This is a genomic window from Amycolatopsis sp. NPDC051373 (assembly GCF_040689465.1).
In the GTDB taxonomy this organism is placed as follows: Bacteria; Actinomycetota; Actinomycetes; order Mycobacteriales; family Pseudonocardiaceae; genus Amycolatopsis.
Window position 1 is genome coordinate 65,409 of sequence record NZ_JBFBAE010000015.1, and the last position, 22,133, is coordinate 87,541.

Genomic DNA, 22,133 nt, shown 5'->3' on the forward strand with positions numbered 1-22,133 from the left:
GAGGCCGGTGTCACGATATCCGGCAACAATCCCGGCGTTTCTTCCAGCGGAACGCCGATGCTGCCATCGGGAAGAGGCTTCCATTGGGAAGAGGTGACATGTCCGCGCGAAAGCTCACCGCCGTGCTCAGCGCGTGCGCCCTGTTCGCGGCGGCCGGGTGCGGAGGTTCGGCCCCGGCCGGGGCCGGTGGCGCGGCCGCGGGCCGGGACGAGGGCCCGGTGAAGATCGGGGCGTTGCACCCGGTCAGCGGATCCAACGCCGTTGACGGGCTCCAGATGCGCCGAGGCGCGCAGATGGCGGTCGACGCGATCAATGCGGCCGGCGGCATCAAGTCGCTCGGCGGCCGCAAGGTCGAACTGATCACGGGAGACACGCAGGGCAAGGCCGACATCGGCCAGAGCGAGGCCCAGCGGCTGATCTCCGCCGGCGCCGTGAGCCTCATCGGCACCTACCAGAGCGCGGTGAGCACCAACGTCGCCGTGGTCGCGGAACGCAACCGGGTCCCGTTCGTGATGGACGTGACCGCCTCGGACGCGATCTTCAGCCACGGCTACCGGTACTCGTTCCGCGTGCAGCCCGGCAGCAAGGCGATCGCCACCGCTGCCGCCCAATACCTCAAGGAGGTTTCGGAGCAGGCCGGGAAACCGGTCCACAAGGTGGCGTTCCTGCACGAGCAGAGCGATTTCGGCAGCGGCGCGGCCGACGCGTTCAACGCCGCGGCGAAGCAACTCGGTCTGGCCATCGGCCCGAACATCAGCTACGACGCCACCACCGTCAGCGACCTCACGGCGCAGATCACGCAGGTCAAAGCATCGGGCGCAGACGTGCTGGCCATCGCGGGCTACTACCGCGACAGCCTGCTCGCGGCGAAGGCCATCGACTCGGTGAAGCCGGCGCTCAACGCTGTGTGGGGCGTGTCCGACGGCGCCTTCGACCAGCCGAAGTTCGTGACCGACGCCGGCAAGCTCGGCGCGCTCTACTTCAGCGCCAACTACCACTACGACGCCACCAACGCGAAGACCGTCGCGTTGCGCGAGCAGTACCAGCGCCAGTTCGGAGACCCGATGCGCACCGGCGCCGTGCTGTCCTACGACGCGATCGACGTGATCGCGCAAGCGGTCGAGAAGGCCGCGAGCACCGATCCCGAGAAGGTCCGCGACGCGATCGCCGCGTCGACCGTCGCTCCCCTGACCGTGGGCCACGGGCCGATCTCCTTCGCCGCCAACGGCGACAACCGCAATGCGTTCCCCGTCCTCATGCAGGTTCGCGACGGTCAGGTCAAGCAGGTTTTCCCCCCGGACAAAGCCGAATCCCGGCCCGACTACACGGTGAACTGGCGGCCATGAGCGAACTCTCCCCCGGGGCGACACTCGCCCCCGAATTCTCCCCTCCGGACGACACCAAAGCCCGGCAGCGCAAGGCATTCCTGAGCCGTGCCGGCGTGGTCGCCGTCGTGCTCGTGGTCGCGATCGTCGTCGCGCTCCTGCAGTCGGGCAGCGGCCTGGTGGTGTGGCAGTCGGTGGTCACCGGCATCCTCACCGGCGGGCTCTACGGCCTGATCGCGATGGGGCTGACGCTGATCTTCGGCGTGCTCGACATCGTCAACTTCGCCCACGGCGCACTGCTGGCCGTCGCGATGTTCATCTCCTTCGGCATGGTGGCCGGCACCGGCATGCACCCCTACCTCACGCTCATCGTCGCGGTCCCGGCGTTGTTCCTCATCGGCGCCGCCGTGCACCGCGGGCTGTTGTCGGGTTCCGCGGGCAAGACGCTGGAGAACCAGCTGCTCATCACCCTCGGGCTTTCACTGCTGCTGGAGAACCTGCTGCTGATGTTCTTCGGCGCCGAGCCCAAGAGCATCTCGCTGCCGGGCGATTTCCAGTTCTCGATGCTGGGCGCGATCGTCGCGGGATCGCGGCTGTACGCGTTCCTCGGCGCGATCCTGCTCGGCGCGGTGCTGTTCTGGCTGCTGCGCCGCACCCGGCTCGGCACGGCGATCCGCGCGGTCGCCGCCCACGGCCCGGGCGCGGAGCTCGTCGGCATCAACGTGAAGCGGATCCACACCGTCACCTTCGCGATCGGCACGGCCTGCGCCGGTGCCGCCGCGGCACTGGCGGGACCGCTCGTCACGGTGACGCCCACGCTCGGCGAGCAGTTCAACATCACCGCGTTCGTGGTGGTGGTGCTCGGCGGGATGGGCAACGTCGTCGGCGCGCTCGTCGGCGGCCTGCTGATCGGGCTGGTCGAGCAGCTCACCACGATCTACCTCGGCGGCCAGAGCTCCCTGCTCGGCGTGTTCGTGGTCTTCGTGCTGGTGCTGTTCCTCCGTCCGCAGGGCCTGTTCGGGAGGCGAGCATGAGCACCATCACCATCGCGCCGCCGGCGTCGACCGACAAGGTCAAAGCGCCGGCGCTGCGTCCGCAGAACCGGCAGTACGCGATCCTCGCGCTGCTCGTGCTCATCGCGATCCCGCTGCCACTGATCCTGCCGGCAGCTCAGGGCGCGGTCGCCGTGCGCATCCTGATCTTCCTGCTCATGGCCGTGGGCTGGAACATCATGAGCGGCTTCGGCGGGATGTTCAGCTTCGGCCACGCCGCATACTTCGGCCTCGGCGCCTACACCAGCGCATACCTGCTGGTGAAGCAGAACGTGTCGCCGTGGATCGGGATGCTGGCCGGGATGGCGGTGGCCGCCGCGGTCGCCGTGCTCATCGGGTACTTCTCGTTCCGCTACAAGCTCCAAGGCGCGTACTTCGCGCTGGCGACCTTCGCGTTCGCGGAAATGCTGCGGCTGATCGTGACCAGCAGCGCGTTCGCCAACAAGTCGGTGGGCTTCAGCGTGCCGCTGATCCAGGGCTCGTCGCTGTGGAAGATCCAGTTCCCGGCCGACTCACCCGCGTACTTCTGGGTGGCGCTCGTGCTGGCCGGGGCCGCGGTCGCCGTGAGCATCGGATACCTGCACTCGCGCGCCGGCCGCTACGTCACCGCGATCCGCGACGACGAGCTGGCGGCTTCGTCGCTCGGCGCGCCCGTGATGCGGCACAAGCTGATGACGGTGGCGCTCTCGGCGGCGATCACGGCCGTGGCCGGTGCCTTCTACACGCAGTACTACCTGTTCGTGAACCCCGATCTCGGGTTCGGTTCCGCGATCTCGATCCAGGCGATCGTGCCCGTGGTGATCGGCGGCATCGGCACGATCTGGGGCCCGGTGGTGGGCGCGATCATCGTCGGCTCGCTCACCGACGTCACGGCGACATTGCTGCGCACCCCGCCCGGGTTCCTCGGGTTCCTGCAGGGTCGCAGCGGGCTCGACGTGGTGCTCTACGCCGTACTGCTGATCCTCATCGTGCGGTTGCTGCCGAAGGGCATCGTCGGAACGCTGGTAACGAGGTGGCGGCGATGAACCTGGTTCAGGTCAAGGGCGTCGGCAAGTCCTTCCGAGGGCTGCACGCGCTGTCCGATGTGGACTTCGAGGTGGCCGAGGGCGAGATCCTCGGCATCATCGGGCCCAACGGCGCGGGCAAGACCACGCTGTTCAACGTGGTGTCGGGCGCGCTGAGGCCCGACACCGGCCGCGTGCACCTCGCGGGCGCCGACGTGACGGGCCGTTCGCCGGACCGGATCGCGCGCGCCGGCATGGTGCGCACGTTCCAGCTGATGCGGCCGTTCTCCAGTATGACCGTGCTGGAGAACGTGAGCCTGGCCGCGCAGCACCACCGCTTCGCGGCGAAAGACCTGCGGAAACACTCGCTCGACGTCGTCGAACGCGTGGGGCTGGGGCCGTGGGCACACCGCGCGGCACCGGACCTGCCGACGGCGGGGCTCAAGCGCCTGGAGCTGGCCCGCACGCTCGCGATGCGGCCCAAGGTGCTGCTGCTCGACGAGGTGCTGGCCGGGCTCGTGCCCGCCGAGCGTGAACCCGTGCTCGACCTGCTCGCGACGCTGCGCGAGCAGGAAGGCGTGACGCTGGTGTTCATCGAGCACATCATGGCCGCGGTGATGCGGCTGGCCGACCGCGTGCTCGTGCTCGACCAGGGCCGCGTGCTCGCCGTCGGGTCGCCCGAAGAGGTCACCAGCGACCCGCGGGTGATCGACGCCTACCTTGGGGAGGAGCCGACCGGTGTTGAAGCTTGACAAGGTCTGCGCCGGTTACGGGCGCATGCGCATCCTGCACGACGTGGACCTGGAGCTGCGCGCCGGCGAGCTCGTGGCCCTCGTCGGGGCCAACGGCGCCGGCAAGACCACGACGCTGCGCAGCATCTGCGGCCAGCTGAAGCCGATGTCGGGCACCATCACGCTCGACGGCGAGCCGACCGCGGGCCGCCGGCCCGACCAGCTCGTGCGCGAGGGTCTCGTGCACGTGCCGGAGGACCGTGCGCTGTTCGGCACGCTCACCGTGGAGGAGAACCTCCGCATGGGCGCGTGGACGCGCACGGCGGCGCAAGCCACGAAGTCGCTGAAGGAGGTCTACGACCTGTTCCCGGTGCTCGCCGAGCGCCGGAGCACGGTCGCGCAGACGTTCAGCGGCGGGCAGCAGCAGATGCTCGCGATCGCGCGGGCGCTGATGGCCGGGCCTCGGCTGCTGATGCTCGACGAGCCCTCGACCGGGCTTTCACCGAAGCTGACGTGGACGATGCTGGAAGCGGTGCAGCGGATCCGCGACACCGGTGTGGCGGTGCTGCTGGTGGAGCAGAACGCCAAGCAGGCGCTGGCGATTGCCGACCGGGCGTACGTTCTGGAGAGCGGGTCGACCGTGCTGGCGGGCACGGGCGCCGAACTCGCGGACGACAGCCGGGTCAGGAAGGCGTACTTGGGACTGTGAAAACGGAACAGGCCACGGAGGCGGCCAAGTCGACCACCGCGCTCGGCGCGTGGGTGTCCGAAGTGGACGTAACGGCCATGCCGGCCGCTGTGCTGGACCGGCTCGCCCTGGTGCTGCTCGACGTCGTCGGTGTGACGGCGGTCGGGGCAACGCTGCCGGAACAGCGAGCCCTGGTTGCCGCATGGCGAGCGCCGGACGGTCCTTCGCCGTTGATCGGGGCCGGGCGGCGGGTGTCCACGGACGCTGCCGCCTGGCTCAACGCGATGGCGCTCGTGTCGCTCGAGCTCGACGAGGGCAACAAGTACGCCAAGGGGCACCCCGCGGCCCACGGTTTCCCCGCGGTGCTGGCGCTGGCGGCAGAGCTGGACAGCACCGGCGCCGACACGGCGGCGGCGCTGCTGGCCGCGTACGAGGTGGCGTCGCGCTTCGGCCGCGCCACCTCGCTGCGGGCGGGCGCGCACCCGCACGGCAGCTGGGGCGTGCCCGGCGCCGCGGCCGGGTGCGCGCGCCTGCTGGGCCTCGCGCCCGGCGCGGCCGCGGCGGCGATCGACACCGCGGCCGGGATGGCCATCGCCGGGCACTTCGACTCGGCGACGCAGGGCAACCCGGTGCGCAACGCGTGGCTGGGCGCCTCGGCGATGTCCGGGCTCGCCGCCGTGCGGATGGCAGTAGCGGGCATGGCGCGCACGACGGGCACGGCCGCGCTCTCGCTGGGCACGGTGCTCGGCTCGTTCGACGCGGCCGAGCTCACCAGCGACCTCGGCTCACGGTGGGACATCACGCGCGGCTACTTCAAGCGGCACGCGTCCTGTTCCTTCACACACCCGGCGGCCGACGCCGTGCTGGAGCTGCGTGCTGATGCGCGGTTCCGAACGGAAGGCATCACGAAGATCGTGGTGGAGAGCCACGTGCTGGGCGCCGGACTGTCCGGAGTGGACTGGTCGAACCGGCTCTCGGCGATGTTCTCCACGCCGTTCGTGGTGGCCACGGCCGCGCTCACCGGCGAGGTCGGGCCGGGCTCGGCCGTCGACGACGCGGGTGTGCGTTCGCTGGCGCGGCGCGTGCGGCTCGTCGAGGCGGCCGACCTGACCGCGCGCCTGCCCGACGAGCGCGCAACCCGCGTACAGGTGTGCTTCGACGACGGCGCCACGCTCACGAGCGAGGTGCCCAACCCGGTCGGTGACGCCGACCACCACCCGCTGACCGAGCCGGACGTGCTCGGCCTGCTGAAGACGTGGCTGCCTCGGCAGCCCGAACTCGTGGACCGGGCCGCCGCCCTGGGCCACGACCTGCCCGGCCTGCCCCGCGTCGGCGCGGCGCTGCGCGAGCTGGCCGGGACCGACGAGAAGGAGCTGAACTGATGCGTGCCCTCGCGGTGACGCCCATCCACCTGCCCGACGATGAGGTCGCCCGGCGCCAGGCCCGCTACGACCGCCTCGCGCCGCCGGGCGTGGAGATCGAGCTGCGCAACGTGGGCCCGACCGCACCGGCCACTTTGGACACCGCCGCGTCGATGCGGGACTCGGAGCGGGAAGTCGCCGCGCTGCTGAAAGACGCGGGAGAGGGCTTCGACCTGGCGTTCCCGGACTGCGTGCTCGACCCGTCGGTGCCCGACGCCGTCACCGAGCCGGCGCTGCCGGTGCACGGCATCCTCAAGCTGTCGGCGACGCACCTGGCCGGCAAGGGCGTGCGGTTCGGCGCCGTGGTGCGCAACGAGGCCATCAAGGACGAGTTCGCCAAGCGGATCTCCGCGTACGGGCTCGACGAGTACCTCGCCGGCATCCGCGTGCTCGACCTGCCGTTCTCCGCGATCGCCGAGACCGAGGTGTGGAACGCGGCGCTGGGTTCGGCCGTGCGCGAGCTGGCCGAGCTGGGCGCGACGGCGGTGATCAACGGCTGCTCGGCGGTCGATGTCGAGCCGGCCGACCTGCCGACGCGGATCGTCGACCCGACGGAGCTGGCGATGCGGCTGCTGGCCGTCGAGGGGGAGCGGTGAGCGACGGACCGGACCTCGTCGTCGCCGGCGCCGGTGGCGGGCTCGCGGGCGCGCTGCGGGCGGCCGAGCTGGGGCTGAGTGTGCTCGTCGTCGAGGCGAGCGAGCACTTCCGGCGGGGCAACAACACCTCGATGTCCACGGCCATGTTCCCCGGCGCGGGTTCGCGCTGGCAGGCGGCCGCGGGGGTCGAGGACTCGCCGGAGCAGTTCGTCGCCGACATCATGGCCAAGACGAAGGGGCAGGCCGACCCGCGGCTGGCCCGGACGCTGGCTTCGGTGAGCGCGCCGCTCGTCGAGTGGCTCGCCGATTCGGCGGGGTTGCCGCTCGACCTGGTGACGGACTTCAACTACCCCGGCCACGCCGTCACGCGCTGCCACTCGATCCCCGGCCGCCACGGTTCGGGCGTGATCGACCACCTGGCGCGGCGCGTCACCGAGCACGAGAACATCGAGGTGCTGGTGCCGGGCAAACTGATCGACGTGCTGACCGATTCCGACGGCGTGCGCGCGGTCGTGGTGCGTTACCCGGACGGGATCGAGGAAGAGATCCCGACGCGCGCGGTGCTGCTGGCCACCAACGGGTTCGGCGCCGACAAGGACCTCGTGGCCCGGCACCTGCCGGAGATCTCGGGCGCGCTGTACCAGGGCAGTGACCAGTCGCTGGGCGACGCGCTGCGCATCGGCGAGAAGCTGGGCGCCGCAACGGGGTTCCTCGACGCGTATCAGGGCCACGGCGCGGTCACGGCCAACGCCGGCACGCTCGTGGGCTGGGCGACGATCATCCACGGCGCGTTCCTCGTCGATCTCGGCGGCCGCCGCTTCGGCGACGAGACGCGAGGCTATTCGGAGTACGCCGCGGAGCTGGCCGCACGTCCGAAATCCACCGGCTGGATCGTGCTGGACGAGACGATTTTCGAGCAGTGCCAGCCGTTCCAGGACTTCCGGGACACCGTCGCCTCGGGCGCGCTGGTGTGGGCCGACGACGCGGTCGGCCTGGCTGCCGCGACGGGGCTTCCGGCGGACGCGCTGGCCGACGAGCTTTCTGGTGTGGCCGCGATCGCGCGAGGCGAGCGGACCGACGAGTTCGGCCGCACCAACTGGGAACGCCCGCTTTCCGGCCCCTACGCCGCGGTCCGCGTGGTGCCCGCGTTGTTCCACACCCAGGGCGGCCTGATGGTCGACGAGAACGCTGCGGTGCTCGACGCGCAGGGCAATCCGATCCGAGGCCTCTACGCCGCCGGCGGCGCGGCGGCGAGCATCTCCGGCCACGGCGCCGCGGGGTACCTACCGGGCAACGGGCTGCTGCCCGCGTTCGGCCTCGCCTACCTGGCCGCGGGCGATGTCGCCCGCCACCACCACTGATTTGTTGCATAGCGGAGGAGAAGAATGGCTACCACGGAACTGCTCGTGAAGAACGTCCGGGTCGTCCGGCCCGACGACCCCGACGGGTCGCAGCCGGAACTGCTGGACATCGCCGTGAACGACGGCAAGATCACGCGGGTCGCGCCGAACCTGCCCGAGGACGACGCCGCCCGGGTGGTCGACGGCCGCGGCCTGCTGGCTTTCCCCGGCGTGGTCGACGCGCACCAGCACTGGGGCATTTACAACGAGCTCGCCACCGACACCCGCACCGAGAGCCGCGCGAGCGCGCAGGGCGGCGTCACCACGTCGCTGACGTACATGCGCACGGGCCAGTACTACCTGAACAAGGGCGGCAGCTACCGCGACTTCTTCCCCGAGGTTCTCTCGGCGTCGCAGGGCAATGCGTACGTGGACTACGCATTCCACCTCGCGCCGATGAGCTCCGAGCACATCTCGGAGATCCCGTACCTCGTCGAGGAACACGGCGTCACGTCGTTCAAGATCTTCATGTTCTACGGCAGCCACGGGCTGCACGGCCGCTCGACCAGCCAGAGCGACTTCCTGATGATCCCGCCCGACGAGCGTTACGACATCGCGCACTTCGAGTTCGTGATGCGCGGAGTGCAGAACGCGCGCGAGATCCTCACCGAGTACGCGCCGCACCTGTCGCTCTCGCTGCACTGCGAGACGGCCGAGATCATGACCGCGTACACGAAGCTGGTGGAGCAGGAGGGAACGCTCTCGGGCCTGCGCGCGTACAGCGCTTCGCGGCCGCCGCACTCCGAGGGCCTCGCGGTGACCATCGCGTCGTACCTGGCGCACGAGACGGGCCTGCCGAACATCAACCTGCTGCACCTGTCGTCGGAGAAGGCTCTTTCGGCCGCCCTGACCATGGGCAAAGCGTTCCCGCACATCGACTTCCGGCGCGAGGTGACCATCGGCCACCTGCTGGCCGACGTCGACACCGCCTCCGGCATCGGCGGCAAGGTCAACCCGCCCTTGCGCGAACGTGAGGACGTCGAGGCCCTCTGGCGCCACGTCCTGGCCGGCGACGTCGACTGGGTCGTCAGCGACCACGCCTGCTGCCGCGACGAACTCAAGTTCGGCGCCGACCGCGACGACGTCTTCCTGGCGAAGTCCGGCTTCGGCGGCGCCGAGTACCTGCTGCCCGGCCTCGTCGGCGAGGGCACCAAGCGCGGCCTTTCGCTGCAGCGCATCGCCCAGTTGACCTCGACGAACCCCGCCCGCCGCTACGGCTTGCTGAACAAGGGCACCATCGCCGAGGGCTACGACGCCGACTTCGCCCTGGTCGACCGGGACGTCCGCTGGACCGTCCACGCGGCCGACTCGGAGTCCACCCAGGAATACACCCCGTTCGAGGGCTTCGACATGACCGCCAAGGTCACCGACACCTTCGTCCGCGGCCACCACGTTTACGCCGACGGCAAAATCACCGGCGACCCGATCGGCCACTACCTCAAGCGCGGCCGCTGACCCAACCCGCTCGTGGGCCCTTCGTGCTTCGGCACGGAGGGCCCATTTCTTTTACTGCCTGGCCAAACCGCCGTCCGAAATCAGCGGCCGCCGGCGTCGCCCGAATCGCGGAGCCAAGCCCAGCTATGCCGTATCTCCTCCGCAGCATCACGCACCAGCACCCGATACCTCCCCACCGCCTCCGGCGTGAACCGATACTGCGGCCCGCAAATACTGATCGACCCGTGAATCTCCCCATCCGGCCCGAACAGTGGCGCCGCCACCGACCCCGCCCCGGGCTGCCTCTCCCCAAGCGAAACCGCAACCCCTTCACGAGCAGTGTCGGCCAACACCGCCCGCAAATCATCCGCCGTCGTGATCGTCTTCTCCGTCAACGCCGGCAACTCCCGCCCCAGCACCGCCGCCTGCCGCTCCTCCGGCAGAAAGGCCAGAATCACCTTCCCCGAAGACCCGGCGTGCAACGGAAACCGCCGTCCGATATCGACAGTCATCTTGATCTCACGAGGACTCTCGAACTGATCGAGATACACCCGCTCATCGCCGACCAACCCGGACAACGTCGTGGTCTCACTCGTCTCATCCCGCAATCGACGCAACACCGGCGTGGCGACGGTCCGCGCATCGAACCTCCGCAACGCACTCGCCCCCAACGCCACCGCCGCCGGACCGAGCCGGTAGCCGGCCACACCAGGGTCGGTGGCGAGCATCTCCCGCGAGACGAGCGACTGCAGGATCCGGTGCACCACGGCCTTGGCCAGCCCGAGCTCCCGGCTGATCGCGCTCACCCCCAGGTACCGGGGCCCGCCCGTGAAGAGCAGCAGCACGTCGGCGACGCGCGCGGCCGCTTCCGTGCCGGCGTTGTCGGGCGAAGCTGCGGGCTTGCGCCCGGCGGTACTCTGGGTGCTCAAACCGGTGATCCTCGGAATTCTGGTTGTGTTCCGCTGGTGGGAACGTGAGTGAACTGCGCGCTGGCGCCCACTTTACCGTTTCCGGGACATTTTCGGGACCACCCTGTTCCGGTCAGCGATACGGCAGCACCCGTGCCAGTGCCTCGGCGGCCGTCGTGGGGCCCGGCCCCGCGGGGATGAACACGACGTGGCCCGCGCCGGCGGCTTCGAGTTCGGTCAGCCGGGCCCGGACGCCGGTCGGCGTGCCGACCACCGCCAGCTGGTCCACCCACTCGTCGGGCAGTACCGCCGCGAACTCCTCCCGTGACCCGGCAGCCTTGCGCAGCGCCGCGAACTCGTCGGCGAACGGCAACGGCGCGAGGTGCGGCGCCCAGTCCGGCTCGCCGATCGCCGTGAGCGCCTGCCGAGCCAGCGCCCGCGCGCGGTCGGGGGAGTCGTCGACAGCCGCGACGTTGTAGGCGACGAGCTCGTGCTCCGCCCCGACGATCTCGCGCACGGCCCGCAGGTACTCCGGCGTGACGGGCTCCGCGAGGATCGTCCCGTCCGCCACCTCGGCCGCGAGGGCAAGCGACTTCGGCCCGCGCACCCCGGCGTACAACGGCGGCACGACCTTCGGCGGGCTCTGCAGCCGGACGTCGCGCAGCTGTATTCCGGCGCCGTCGAAGCTGACGTGCTCGCCGTCGAGGATCGCCCGGACGGTGGTGAAATACTCGCGCAGCAGCGTCAACGGACTCCCCGGCCACACCCCGGCCTGCCGCAGCCACGCCGGCATCCCGTGCCCGATCCCGGCGAGCAGCCGGCCCGGGAACATCCCGGCGAGCGTCGCCAGCTCCATCGCCGCGAACGCGACGTTCCGCGCTCCTGCCGGCAAAATCCCGATACCGACCTGGATCCGCTCGGTCTTCGCGAGCGCCACCGCCGCCTGCGCGACGCCGCCGCGGAAGAAGCAGTCCTCGACCACCCACAGCTCGTCGAACCCCAGCCGCTCGGCCCGCTGCGCGTACCCGGCGAACTGGGTGGCGTCGAGATCCGGCGGCGCGACGAGACCGATCTTCACGGCGGGTTCCTCCCCGTATGTTCTCCTTGCCTGGCAACGAGAACGTACCGCTCGCCGGTTCCCGCGTCAGGAGGGTTCGTCCGCCGGCGTCTCCTCCGGCCAGTCGAGACCGGCTTCCGTGATCAGTGTGTCGAAGATCGGCGTGTCGGGCTGGGTCATGTCGGGGCCACCACGTCGATGATCGCGTCGGCGCGGACCCATTCGTCGGCGTCGTGGGTGCCGTCCGCTTGGACGGGGACCCAGGTGACGTCCGTGTCAGTGTCGAGCACGGGCGGGCCGGTCACGATGCCGCGCCGGCACAGGCGTTGCGGGCCGGGCTTGCGCTTGCCCGGCAGGTAGGTGACGCGGTGACCGCGCACCAGTGGTTCCTCGTCCATGGTTCCCCTCCTGATGATGTTCCCCTGCGTTTCCCGCTCAGGTCGGAAGTTCGTCGTTGACCTCCGCGAGCCCCGCGGTCACGACCCGGCACGGCGCGCAGCTCGCGACGTGCCCGCCGATCACCGTCGAACGCCGCCGCGACAGCCCGCCGCGCACCCACGCGCCCAGGTTGCGGCGCGCCTCCGCGCAATTTGGGTCTTCCGCGTGCGGCACCTGGACCTGCAGGTACGCCTGGCGCAGGCCCTCGCGTGCCCGCCCGGCGAGCACGGCGGCACCGTTCGGCGAGACGCCCAGCAGCAGCGCGGCCTCCGCGGTCGAGCCCCCCTCCGCGGCGGTGCGCCACAGGACCGTTCGCCACCGGCCCGGCAACGTGCAGTAAGCCGACCAGACGAGTTCGACGTCGGACCGTCGCAGCGCTTCTTCCTCGGCCACCGCCCGCGCGCCGGCGGGCTCGGGGACGGTCTCGCACAAGTCGACGCGGTTGTGGTGCCGGCTCCAGCTCGCGGCGAGATTCCGCATCGTGACGATCAGGTACGGCCGCGCGTCGTCACGCGGGCCACCGCCTGCGCGCACGGTGGTGATCACGCGCGTGAACGCCTCGGCGACCAGGTCCTCGCACTCCGCCGGCTGGTGGCGCCAGCGCGCGGCCGTGCGGCGCATCGGCTCGACGTGGCGGCGGTAGAGCGCCCCGCTCGCGTGAAGGTCGCCGGCACGAACGGCCGCGAGCAGCACCGGGTCCGGCGGCTCGTCGTCCACGCAACTCCCCACGCGGTTCTCCAGGTTCGTATGGACACTCTCCGTAAGAATACTGACTGTGTTCAATAAGCACCTAAAGTAACAGGTACAGAAGTGTACCCGATATCGCGGGGAGCGCTACACTTCCCGCCGATGACGTCCCCGGGCACCCCCTACAAGGCTGACGGCCGGGCGGCGCGCTGGGCGGGCCAGCGAGAACGCCGCCGTCGCGAGTTCGTCGAGGCCGGGTTGCGCGCCATCGCTCGGCACGGACCGGACGTGTCCACCGAGCAGATCGCCGAGGAAGCGGGTGTCGCGCGCACGCGGTTGTACAAGCACTTCGCCGACGCCACCGACCTGCAGTGCGCCATCGCCGACCGCGCGGGCGAGCTGATCACCGCCGAGTTCGCGCCCCTGTGGAACCCGCCCGGCACCCCCATGCAGATGATCCGCGGCGCGATCGGCGCCCACACACGCTGGCTCGCCGACCACGCCCATCTCTACCGCTACCTGACGCAGGTGTCGGGCCGCCCCGGCACGCGCGACGTGGTGGCCGACGTGAAGACCGCGATCGCGCGTCAGCTGACCGTGCTGTTCGAGCGCTACCTCGCCGCGTACGCCATGGACACGCGCGTCGCCGACACGATCGCCTTCGCCCTCGTCGGCCTCGTCGAGTCCAGCACCGCGCGCTGGCTGGAAAACCCCCGCGGCCTCGACCAGGCCGACCTGGCCACTCTCCTGGCCCGCTGGACCTGGCACATCCTCGACGACGCCCTCCGCACAGGCGGCATCACGCTCGACCCGGATGTGCCGTTGCCGGAAAGCGTTGCGGGGCCGGAGGATTCTTGAGTCTCTTGTGGACTGTGTCAGCCGAGTCGCTGGAGGATCCGGGTGAACTGGCCGTTGTCGAGTAGTCCTTCGCGCACGCTGACGATGGCGCGGCCGCTGGGGCCACACACGATCAGGCCGTCGGAGACCCAGGAGTAGCGGCCGCTGAGGGCTTCGCCGGATTCGGTCCAGCTCCGCATCAGCTTCTCGACCTCGGCGATTGCGGCGCTCCAGTGAGATTCGTCGGGCCGAGTCTGGCGGGCAGATCCGCCTGCCTCGAGTGATTTTCGCGTGTTCAGCGGGTGATGAGGGATGCGAAGGCAGCGCGCACGTCGGCGTCCGAGGCGTCGACCGGCATGTCGGACGGCGGGCCGAGGTCGGTGTAGCCGTAGGAGGTGTAGGAGACCGACGGCGGACAGCTCGTGCCGCCGATCTCCACTTTGGTGTCGGCGACGAGCTTGCCGGTGCGGAGTTCGTAGGCCTTGAGGGGGATGGCGATCTTGTGGAACGTCACGTCGTCGGGGAGGTCGGGGAACGTGTGGTTCTCGTACTGGCACGTGCGCACGGCGGTGCCGTTGGTGTCGTCGCCGGCGCAGACGATCAGGACGGCCTTCGTCGGGTCGGTCACGCGCCAGTCGGCGGGGAGGCGGTTGGTGAAGTCGTCGTTGCCGGAGAAGATCGCGTGGTTCGTGCCCTTGCCGTAGGGCGGGGCGGCGCTGTACGGGGGCGGCTTGGTGCAGTATTCGGGCGCGGTGGTGTTCGACAGGAGGCGGCGGACGTTCGCCAGTTCGCCCGCCACCTTGGCCTTCTGGACGCCGTCGGTGGCCCTCGCGGCGACAGCGCTGCGCGGGTACTGGTCGAGCACCTGCTGGTACCGCGTGCCGGCGTTCTGCCAATCGCCGGCGGCCAGCCGGGTGTCGCCGCACGCGACGAGGGCGCCGGGCCGGGTGCGGTCGACGACGGCCGCGGCCTCGTGACGGCTCCGGAGCCAGTCGGTGTCCACAGCGAGGTCGCACGGGTTCTGCGCCGGCAGCTCGGCCAGGAACCCGTCGAGCACGACGTCGGCCATCCGCTCGTGGCCCGGCAGGTCGGTGCGCACCCCGGCCAAAGTGTCGAAGCCCGTCTTCAGCTGACCAGTGTTCCCGCGCAGCCCGCCGGCGAGAGCCTCGGCCGCGGTGCGGAGCCTGCCGCACGCCTCCGCCGTCGCGTCCCCGGCGGCGGCCAGCGGCGCGTCGGCGAGGCGGTGGCCGAACCACACGCGGTCGAGCGCCTTCTCGGCCTTGGCGCAGTCACCGCTGTCGCGCGCGTCGGCCACGTCGCGGCCGATCGAGACGGCGTCGAACCGCAGCAGCGCGGCCACCACGAGCACCGGCACCGCGACGGCCGGCGCCACCACCCAGTCCCGCCACCGGCTCCGCGCCGGTGGGCCCGCGAGGAACCACCCGTGCACGATCCCGGCCGCCCACCACACCAGCACCACGATCTCGAACCACGCCGTCGGGAACGCCGTCACCAGCAGCACGGCCAGCACGACCGTGCCCACCGAGTTCAGGACCGCCAGACCTCGCCGCCCCAGCAGCAGGTACCCGACCCCCAGGAACGACGCGTTCCCGACCGCCACCGCGGCCGGACTGGCCCGCCGCACCGGCACCCACGGCGGCTCGTACATCGCACCCCTTCCCAGACCACGCGACGACCGCCGCCGATTGTGGCCACGCACCCCGGGAGGGGTCCCGATGTCTTCCTCAGGAGTTCGCGGTGCGGGCGATCGTTGTCCGGCGTGATTGTCGCCTTGCAGTCGCATCGCCGTCCGGTGGTGGGAACTTCCGGTCGGGAGTTGCCGCGGTGCTTGGTTGCCGAGGGCGGTTTGCGGTGTGGGTGAGCGTTGCGTGGCGTGAGCTTGCCGGCCGGGCGTGGGAACTTCCGGTCGGGAGTTGCCGCGGTGCTTTGTCGCGGAGGGCGGGTTGCGGTGCGGGCGAGTGTTGTGCGGCGTGATTGTCGCCTTGCAGTCGCATCGCCGTCCGGTGGTGGGAACTTCCGGTCGGGAGTTGCCGCGGTGCTTTGTCGCGGAGGGCGAGTTGCGGTGCGGGCGAGCGTTGTCCGGTGTGATTGTCGGGACGGGGTCAGCTCCGCTGTCCGGACGTGGCGACTTCCGGCCAGGAGCCGCCGTGCTTGGCCGCCGGGCGTGGGTCGCGGTGCGGGCGAGTGTTGTCCAGCGTGATTGTCGGGACGGGGTCAGCTCCGCCGTCCGGACGTGGCAACTTCCGGCAAGGAGCCGCCATGCTTGGCCGCCGCGGAGGTCGAGTTTCGACGTAGTCCGCGGCTGGATGCCACAGACCCACCCCTCGCGAGAGACAGGCGAGTGGCGCGGCGCGACGGCAGCCGAAGACGGGCGGCACGAACCTTCCGTGCCCGGGCGTCTCAGCGCCCCACCCTCGGATTCAGGCCCCGGGCCCGACCTCGTCCCAAGGCAGCAAGCGGTTCGCACGCCGCGGATCCGTTCCCCGGCACACCCGCGAGTCCGATGTGGTCACCAGCCCCTGAACCTCAGCCCAGCCGCTTCCTCCACTCCAGATCCACCCGGATCCGCTCCTCCGGCGACCCGTCCCACGTCACCGGCAGCTCCTGCGCCCGCAGTGCCGCGGCCACCATCTGCCCCACCTGCGCCGTGTCGGCCGGGGAGTCCGCAAGCCGGCCGTACGACAGCAGCAGTTCGCCGCCCTCGACCGAGTGGGCCGTGTCCTGCTCGTGGAAGAACACGAAACCCCGGTCGCCCGGGGCGGCTTCCGCGCCGATCTCCGTCAGGCCGCAGTTCTGGCAGCACGCGAAGTCCGCCCGGGCCACCACGCCCGAGGAGGCCAAAGCCGCGAACGCCGACAGCACCCGATCCGGGTCGGTCACCGGAGGCCACGTGCGTTGTTCCGCGACCCGCGCCTGCCAGAGCCGGTCGACCACTGCGCGCGCCTGCGGCAATGACACCGAGGGCTCCAGATGCTCCGTGGTCGCGACCGCGACGTCGTCGGGCGCGCTGAAGCCGCCGTGCACGAGCGGCCGCGCGAACTCCACGGCCTCGGCCGCCGTGTCGGCGGGCAGGTCCTTCTCCTTGCGTCCCCACATGCCCGCCATGGTGTCACCCACCCCCGACAGAAACGGCGGTTATCCTGGAACGACCGTGCGGCGAGGAGCGAAACGATGGTTGTGGAGAAGGCGACCCGGACCTACCGGATGAGCCGGCGGGCCGACGCCATGGAGGACACGCGCCGCCGGATCACGGAGGCGATCGTGGAGCTGCACGGGTCGATCGGGCCGGCGCGCACGACGATCGCGGGCATCGCCGAGACCGCGGGCGTGCAGCGCCACACCGTCTACCGCTACTTCCCGACGGAGGAAGACCAGCTTGCCGCCTGCTCCGCGCACTTCTGGGGGCAGCACCCACGCCCGGATCTCGAAGACTGGCAGGCGATCGGCGAGCCGGCCGAGCGCATCACGTACGCGCTGAAGCAGCTCTACGCCTTTTACTCCGAAGTGGAGCCAATGCTCGTCAACGCCCTGCGCGACGCCGTCGAAATGCCCGCCGTCGAGCGCGCGCTCGAGTCGATGTCGGCGTTTCTCGAAGACGCCACGAGCCTGCTCTCCGCGGGTTGGTCGCCGCCCCGCGGGCGCAAGCGGTTCGTGGTCGCGGCGGTGCGCCACGCGCTCGCCTTCGACACCTGGCGCTCACTCGTGCGCGAAGCCGGCCTGAGCACCAACGACGCCGCGAAGCTCATGGCCACCATGGTCGCCGCCGCGAAAACCACGCCCTGACAACGGAAACGGCACGGCGGAAACCCGTGCCGCCCCGGCCGGACTCAAGCAGCCCGGCCATTCACCAGATCCCGCGTGACGTTCGCGATCCGCGACCCGGCATACCGAGCCGACGCCTTGGTCTCATCGCTGATCGGGATGGTGCCCTGACCGTCGGCGTGCGAAGGCCCATACGGCGTGCCCGTCGCGAACTGCACGGGGTCCGTGTAGCCCGGCGTCACCAGAATGCCGCCGAAGTGGTGCACCGTGTTGTACAGCGCGAGCAGCGTCGACTCGCGGCCGCCGTGCGCCGTCGCGGTCGAGACGAAGCCGGAGTACACCTTGTCGGCCAGCAGGCCCTGTGCCCACTGCCCGCCCAGCGTGTCGAGGAATTGCTTGAGCTGCGAGGCCACGTTGCCGAACCGGGTCGGCGTGCCGAACACCACGGCGTCGGCCCACAGCACGTCCTCGGCGGTCGCCACGGGCTCGTCGCGCACGGCGTCGGAGTGCGCCTGCCAAGCGGGGTTCGACGCGATCGCCTCGGGCGGCGCGAGTTCGGCCACGCGCCGCACGCGCACCTCGGCGCCCGCGCCCTCCGCGCCGGCCGCGTATTCCTGCGCCAGCGAGTGGACGGTGCCCGTCGAGCTGTAGTAGATGATGGCGACCTTGGGCGCAGTCACGATCGGCTTCCCTCATTTCAGAGTACATACTTGTGCTTTGAAAGTGAGGGTAGGCAGGGCACCACGAAGCTGTCAAACATTCGAGTGCACACAGATGGTTGATGAAAACTAGAGCACGCTGTGCGTACGCCGGTAGCCGGTCGGCGTGGTGCCCACCTCACGGCGGAAGATGGTCCGGAAGTTGGCCGCCGTGCCGAACCCGGTGGCCGCCGCGATGCGCTCGACCGGCCAGTCGGAGGTCTCCAGCAGCCGGCGCGCGCTGAGGATGCGGTGGTTCACGACCCAGCGCATCGGCGACATGCCCGTCTCGAGCTCGAAGTGCCGGATGAACGTGCGGCGCGGCAGGTTGCTGCGCTCGGCCATGCGCTGAACGGTGATCGGGTCGCCGATGTGCTCCATGACCCAGCTGCGCGTGGCCGAAAGATCCGTGCGCGCGGCGGTGAGCACGTCGACGTACTGCGGCTGCGCCCCACCGCGGGCGGGAGAGGCCACGACCTCCTTGCCGGCCTCGTGGGCGGCCGCCGCGCCGAAGTCGGCGCGGATGAGGTGCAGGCACGCGTCGATGCCGGCACCCGCACCCGCCGACGTGAGGATTTTTCCGTCTTCCACGAACAGCTGGTTCTCCAGCACGCGCACCGCCGGATACTGCTCGCGCAGCGCGGTGAGGTAGCGCCAGTGCGTGGTCGCCTCGCGGCCGTCGAGCACGCCGCTCTCCGCGAGCGCGAACGCGCCGGTGCAGATCGCCACCACGCGGGCACCGTGGTCGGCGGCGAGGCGGATCACGTCGAGGTACTCCTCGGGCAGCGGTACCTCGGGTTCCTCGTACCCGGGCACGATCACGATGTCGGCCTCCGGCGCGTCGGCCAGCGAATGCGTCGGCGTGATGCCCAGCGGCGAACCCGTGGTCTCCTTGCCGCACACGAGCACGTGGTAACCCTCTTGCCGGCCGAGGATGTGTGCGGGGATGCTGAAGTCGAGCCCCATGACCCGGGGCACGGCCAGCAACGCCACGACCAGCTGCGTGCGGGGCAACGGATGTCTCCTCGGATCGCACCGGAACCAACTGTCGCCAGGCTACTCGCACTGGCACGATCCTTGCCCATTCTGGCATCGAAACGGCTGGTGAGAGCGGTCCGCCGGCTCGTAGTGTTCGGACTCGTCCACGCGGCAGGAAGGCTGAAACCCATGAGCAAGCCGATCGAGAGGACCACGGAGAACCTCGGCGTCCCGTGGGAAGGCATCTACGGCTACGTCCAGGCCGTGAAACACGGCGACACCATCTATGTCTCCGGTCAGCTGTCCCACGACGGCGACCAGCTCGTGGCGCCCGCGCCGGTGGACGAGAACGGCGCCGTCACCGACTTTTCCGCCATGGAAGAGCAGATGCGCCGCTCGTATGTGAACGCCGCCGAGCTGCTCAAGCGCTTCGGCGCGACGCTGGCCGACGTCGTCGAAGAGGTGCTCTACGTCCTCGACATCGACGCGGCCTTCGCCGTGGCGGGTCCCGTGCGCAAGGCGGCCTACGGACGGGAGGACCCGCAGGTCGCCAGCACGCTGGTCGGCACGACGCGGCTCGCCTTCCCCGAGCAGCTCGTGGAGATCAAGCTCATCGCGCGGGTCTGACCCGTCCGCGGAGCGCCCTCGCCCGACGAGACCGGCGAGGGCGCTCAGGCGTCGTGCGCGGAGTCACGGCCGGAGTCCACGAAGAACGCCGCGAACACCCCGCCGATCGCGCACAGGATCCCGATCACCACGAACGCGGTGTTGTAGCCGTCGACCTGATTGCCGGCGCCGTCGATCAGCGCGCCCGTCGCCCACGGCGCGATGATTCCCGACGTGCTCTGCAAGGCGATGAACAGGCTCAGCACGCTGGTGCGCTGCGAAGGCGCGGCTGCCGTGCCGATCGCCGCGTAGACGATCGGCTGTGCCACGAGCGTGAGGCAATAGCCGGCGACGAGGATGACGTAGGCGAGGTAACGCGCGCTGCCCGCCAACGGCAGCACGGCCAGCAGCACCCCGCCGGCGGCGAGCGAGAGCGTCGGCACGAGGCCGTGCGCGATGCGCGCGGACACACCCCGCGCGAGCAGCCGGTCGGTCAGCCAGCCGGAACCGAGCATGAACACCATGCCGATGATGCTCGGCAGTCCGAAGAGGACACCCGAGGTGAGCGTGGAAAACCCCAGCCCGGCTTCGAGGTAGGACGGGAACCAGCTGAACACCACGGAGATCAGCGCGTACATCGGATACGTGGCCAGCAGGAGCACGATGAACGTGCGGCTTCGCGCCACCTTGAGGAACGTGCGCCGCCGCGCGGCTCGGTCCACTTTGCCCGGTGCCTCGGGCGTGACCGCGAACGGCCCGGTGCGCCCCGCGAACAGCCACACCGCGCACCAGACGAGGCCGGCGAGACCCAGCGCGAAGAACGCAGACCGCCACCCGGAGTGCACGATGAGCAGCGTCAGCAACGGCGCCGCGACGATCTTCGCGAGCGACGCGCCGGACGTGAGGATCGCGGTCGGCAGTCCGCGGCGGTGCTTCGGGAACCAGCTGTACGCGGTGGAGTTGGCCACCGCCGTCGCCGGGCCTTCCGCCGCGCCCAGGCCGATGCGGGTCGCGAGCAGTACGCCGCCGCCCGCGAAGAAGAACACCGGCAGCTGCGTGGCCGCCCACAGCAGCGACATCACGAACAGCAGCCACTTCAACGGCACGTGCCGCGTGGCGAGGAACCCGATGCCGACGGCGCTGAGGCTGTAGAGGAAGTAGAACGAGCTGCTGATCAACCCGAACTGCGACGCCGACAAGTGCAGTTCTTTCATGAGCGGCTGGGCGGCGAGCGCGAGCGAGATGCGGTCGGCGAAGTTGAGGATCATGAAGACGGCGAGCAGGAGCAGCACCGTCCACGCCATCGCCGGCCGGTAGCGCGGCTCGGGTCCGGTGCCGGTGAGGAGCGGGATCTCCGGGGTTCTCGAGGTGGTCACGGGGTTCCCTTCGCTGGTGCGACGGCGTTGTCGCTTGTCACGGTGGTGGGATTCTCCGAAGGAAGCAGAAGTGTCCGAAGTGGCCAGTCGAGCGGCGCACGCGGCGTCCTGGCGATCGGTGTGAGGGACAGTATGTCGGAGTTGCGTTACAGTCAACACTTGCAACGTAATTGCCCCGCACGTCCGGTGTCCGGCTTGCCGACGCGGAAGTCCCATCGCGCCAACGAAGGCGGGGCTTCAGACGAGCTGCGGCTGCAGCTCTTCCGCGGTTTCCCGCAGCACGGGCAGCACGCGTTCCCGCATGTCCGCCTCGGAGATCCGCTCCACGCTCGTCCCGATGTTCAGCGCGGCGATCGGCGTGCCGTCCCAGCGGCGCAGCGGCACGGCGGCGGAGTGGAACCCGGCCTCGACCTCGTGAGCGACGTAGGCACACCCGGCCTCCGCCACCTCGATGACCTTCTTCTCCAGCGCGGCCACGCCGGCGTCATCGAGACCGGCGAGGCTGGCCAGGTGGCGGTGCCGGCGCTCGTCGTCGAGGCCGCTGAGCAGCACGAGACCCAGCGCGGACTGCGCGGCGGGCACCTGGAACCCGATGCCCTCGCCGATCGGCAGGGTGTGGCGCGGCAGCGCTCGCGCGATCATCACGGCCGCCGGTCCGTCGAGGACCGCGGCGGTGCAGGAGGCCTGGAAGACCTCGGCCAGACGGTCGCACTGCGGCTGCAGCACCTGGCTCACCGGGTTGGTCGTGAGGTAGGCCGACGCGAGCGTGAGCACCTTCGGGGCCAGGCGGTAGGCCTTGTCGTCGGCGACGACGTAACCCAGGTGCGCCAAGGTGAGCAGGGCGCGGCGCACGGTCGCGCGGGGGAGTTCGAGCTTGCGGGCCAGCTGCGCCTGCGTGAGCCGCTCGGCTGTGTGGTCGAATGCGGTGAGCACGAGCAGGCCGCGTTCGAGGGCTTCGGAGTAGTCCGAGCGGCTGGTGCCGTCCACTTCGCGGGCCGCACGGCGGGCCTCGTCCCGCGCGTTGAGCTTCGACACTCCACCAGCTCCGTTCGATTAACGCACACCTTGTCACGAAATGTAGCACGAACGCCCCCGAAGACCTTGCGGCGACCAG

23 protein-coding genes are annotated in these 22,133 nt (G+C 70.5%); 12 read left to right on the forward strand and 11 right to left on the reverse strand.

The window, feature by feature from the left end:
* Window positions 1–98 precede the first annotated feature (98 nt).
* Genes AB0383_RS27385 through AB0383_RS27425 form a run of 9 tightly spaced genes read left to right on the forward strand, consistent with a single transcriptional unit; the run spans window position 99 to window position 9,672 of the window.
* Complete coding sequence (locus tag AB0383_RS27385) at window positions 99–1,346, forward strand: ABC transporter substrate-binding protein (RefSeq protein WP_364181096.1); 1,248 nt, start codon at window positions 99–101, stop codon at window positions 1,344–1,346.
* Window positions 1,343–2,359: a branched-chain amino acid ABC transporter permease gene (locus tag AB0383_RS27390; protein ID WP_366188889.1), complete on the forward strand. Its 1,017-nt coding sequence runs from the start codon at window positions 1,343–1,345 to the stop codon at window positions 2,357–2,359. Before AB0383_RS27385 ends, AB0383_RS27390 begins: the two co-directional genes overlap by 4 nt.
* Window positions 2,356–3,402 (forward strand): branched-chain amino acid ABC transporter permease, encoded by a 1,047-nt coding sequence (locus AB0383_RS27395; RefSeq protein WP_364181090.1) that lies wholly within the window; start codon window positions 2,356–2,358, stop codon window positions 3,400–3,402. Before AB0383_RS27390 ends, AB0383_RS27395 begins: the two co-directional genes overlap by 4 nt.
* The gene (locus AB0383_RS27400; protein WP_364181087.1) at window positions 3,399–4,133 is read left to right on the forward strand and encodes an ABC transporter ATP-binding protein; all 735 of its coding nucleotides are present in this window, start codon (window positions 3,399–3,401) and stop codon (window positions 4,131–4,133) included. The genes AB0383_RS27395 and AB0383_RS27400 overlap by 4 nt, the downstream gene beginning before the upstream one ends.
* Complete coding sequence (locus AB0383_RS27405; protein ID WP_364181084.1) at window positions 4,120–4,821, forward strand: ABC transporter ATP-binding protein; 702 nt, start codon at window positions 4,120–4,122, stop codon at window positions 4,819–4,821. Before AB0383_RS27400 ends, AB0383_RS27405 begins: the two co-directional genes overlap by 14 nt.
* Window positions 4,818–6,182: an MmgE/PrpD family protein gene (locus AB0383_RS27410; RefSeq protein ID WP_364181082.1), complete on the forward strand. Its 1,365-nt coding sequence runs from the start codon at window positions 4,818–4,820 to the stop codon at window positions 6,180–6,182. Before AB0383_RS27405 ends, AB0383_RS27410 begins: the two co-directional genes overlap by 4 nt.
* Entirely contained in the window at window positions 6,182–6,817 is a 636-nt protein-coding gene (locus AB0383_RS27415) for an aspartate/glutamate racemase family protein (protein ID WP_364181079.1), read from the forward strand. Before AB0383_RS27410 ends, AB0383_RS27415 begins: the two co-directional genes overlap by 1 nt.
* Entirely contained in the window at window positions 6,814–8,178 is a 1,365-nt protein-coding gene (locus tag AB0383_RS27420) for an FAD-binding protein (protein WP_364181076.1), read from the forward strand. The genes AB0383_RS27415 and AB0383_RS27420 overlap by 4 nt, the downstream gene beginning before the upstream one ends.
* 24 nt (window positions 8,179–8,202) lie before the next feature.
* The gene (locus tag AB0383_RS27425) at window positions 8,203–9,672 is read left to right on the forward strand and encodes a dihydroorotase family protein (RefSeq protein WP_366188890.1); all 1,470 of its coding nucleotides are present in this window, start codon (window positions 8,203–8,205) and stop codon (window positions 9,670–9,672) included.
* 80 nt (window positions 9,673–9,752) lie between these two features.
* Here AB0383_RS27425 and AB0383_RS27430 read toward each other — a convergent pair whose 3' ends face one another.
* The 4 genes from AB0383_RS27430 to AB0383_RS27445 all read right to left on the reverse strand — a co-directional run bounded on the left by AB0383_RS27430 (window position 9,753) and on the right by AB0383_RS27445 (window position 12,771).
* A complete protein-coding gene (locus AB0383_RS27430) occupies window positions 9,753–10,580 on the reverse strand; it encodes an IclR family transcriptional regulator (protein ID WP_364181071.1) in 828 nt (275 codons plus the stop codon).
* 112 nt (window positions 10,581–10,692) lie between these two features.
* Window positions 10,693–11,637, reverse strand: a complete 945-nt coding sequence (locus AB0383_RS27435; RefSeq protein WP_366188891.1) for an LLM class flavin-dependent oxidoreductase — start codon at window positions 11,635–11,637, stop codon at window positions 10,693–10,695.
* Between the two features lie 155 nt (window positions 11,638–11,792).
* Complete coding sequence (locus AB0383_RS27440; RefSeq protein ID WP_364181065.1) at window positions 11,793–12,014, reverse strand: hypothetical protein; 222 nt, start codon at window positions 12,012–12,014, stop codon at window positions 11,793–11,795.
* A 37-nt stretch (window positions 12,015–12,051) separates the two neighbouring features.
* Entirely contained in the window at window positions 12,052–12,771 is a 720-nt protein-coding gene (locus tag AB0383_RS27445; RefSeq protein ID WP_364181062.1) for a sigma-70 family RNA polymerase sigma factor, read from the reverse strand.
* A 132-nt stretch (window positions 12,772–12,903) separates the two neighbouring features.
* On the opposite strand from AB0383_RS27445, the gene AB0383_RS27450 reads away from it, so the two are divergent.
* Complete coding sequence (locus AB0383_RS27450; protein WP_364181059.1) at window positions 12,904–13,599, forward strand: TetR/AcrR family transcriptional regulator; 696 nt, start codon at window positions 12,904–12,906, stop codon at window positions 13,597–13,599.
* A 17-nt stretch (window positions 13,600–13,616) separates the two neighbouring features.
* Here the strand turns inward: AB0383_RS27450 and AB0383_RS27455 are convergent, their stop codons facing one another.
* From AB0383_RS27455 to AB0383_RS27465, 3 genes are all read right to left on the reverse strand, one after another.
* A complete protein-coding gene (locus tag AB0383_RS27455) occupies window positions 13,617–13,778 on the reverse strand; it encodes a hypothetical protein (RefSeq protein WP_364181057.1) in 162 nt (53 codons plus the stop codon).
* Window positions 13,779–13,873: 95 nt separating this feature from the next.
* Window positions 13,874–15,247, reverse strand: coding sequence for a hypothetical protein (locus AB0383_RS27460; protein ID WP_366188892.1), 1,374 nt, complete (start codon window positions 15,245–15,247; stop codon window positions 13,874–13,876).
* A gap of 878 nt (window positions 15,248–16,125) precedes the next feature.
* Window positions 16,126–16,695 carry a hypothetical protein gene (locus AB0383_RS27465; RefSeq protein WP_364181051.1) on the reverse strand — a complete coding sequence of 190 codons (570 nt, stop codon included), beginning with the start codon at window positions 16,693–16,695 and terminating at the stop codon, window positions 16,126–16,128.
* A 75-nt stretch (window positions 16,696–16,770) separates the two neighbouring features.
* Between AB0383_RS27465 and AB0383_RS27470 the strand changes: the two genes are divergently transcribed.
* Window positions 16,771–17,382: a helix-turn-helix domain-containing protein gene (locus AB0383_RS27470; protein WP_364181048.1), complete on the forward strand. Its 612-nt coding sequence runs from the start codon at window positions 16,771–16,773 to the stop codon at window positions 17,380–17,382.
* Between the two features lie 44 nt (window positions 17,383–17,426).
* On the opposite strand, the gene wrbA is transcribed toward AB0383_RS27470, so the two are convergent.
* On the reverse strand, window positions 17,427–18,041 hold the full coding sequence (gene wrbA, locus AB0383_RS27475; protein WP_366188893.1) for an NAD(P)H:quinone oxidoreductase: 615 nt from the start codon (window positions 18,039–18,041) through the stop codon (window positions 17,427–17,429).
* A gap of 108 nt (window positions 18,042–18,149) precedes the next feature.
* Window positions 18,150–19,073 (reverse strand): helix-turn-helix domain-containing protein, encoded by a 924-nt coding sequence (locus tag AB0383_RS27480; RefSeq protein ID WP_366188894.1) that lies wholly within the window; start codon window positions 19,071–19,073, stop codon window positions 18,150–18,152.
* A 153-nt stretch (window positions 19,074–19,226) separates the two neighbouring features.
* On the opposite strand from AB0383_RS27480, the gene AB0383_RS27485 reads away from it, so the two are divergent.
* Entirely contained in the window at window positions 19,227–19,664 is a 438-nt protein-coding gene (locus tag AB0383_RS27485; RefSeq protein WP_364181040.1) for a Rid family hydrolase, read from the forward strand.
* A 44-nt stretch (window positions 19,665–19,708) separates the two neighbouring features.
* Here the strand turns inward: AB0383_RS27485 and AB0383_RS27490 are convergent, their stop codons facing one another.
* Together AB0383_RS27490 and AB0383_RS27495 are read right to left on the reverse strand one after the other, a co-directional pair.
* Window positions 19,709–21,019, reverse strand: a complete 1,311-nt coding sequence (locus AB0383_RS27490) for an MFS transporter (RefSeq protein WP_366188895.1) — start codon at window positions 21,017–21,019, stop codon at window positions 19,709–19,711.
* Window positions 21,020–21,256: 237 nt separating this feature from the next.
* Window positions 21,257–22,054: a helix-turn-helix domain-containing protein gene (locus tag AB0383_RS27495; protein ID WP_366188896.1), complete on the reverse strand. Its 798-nt coding sequence runs from the start codon at window positions 22,052–22,054 to the stop codon at window positions 21,257–21,259.
* Window positions 22,055–22,133 lie beyond the last annotated feature (79 nt).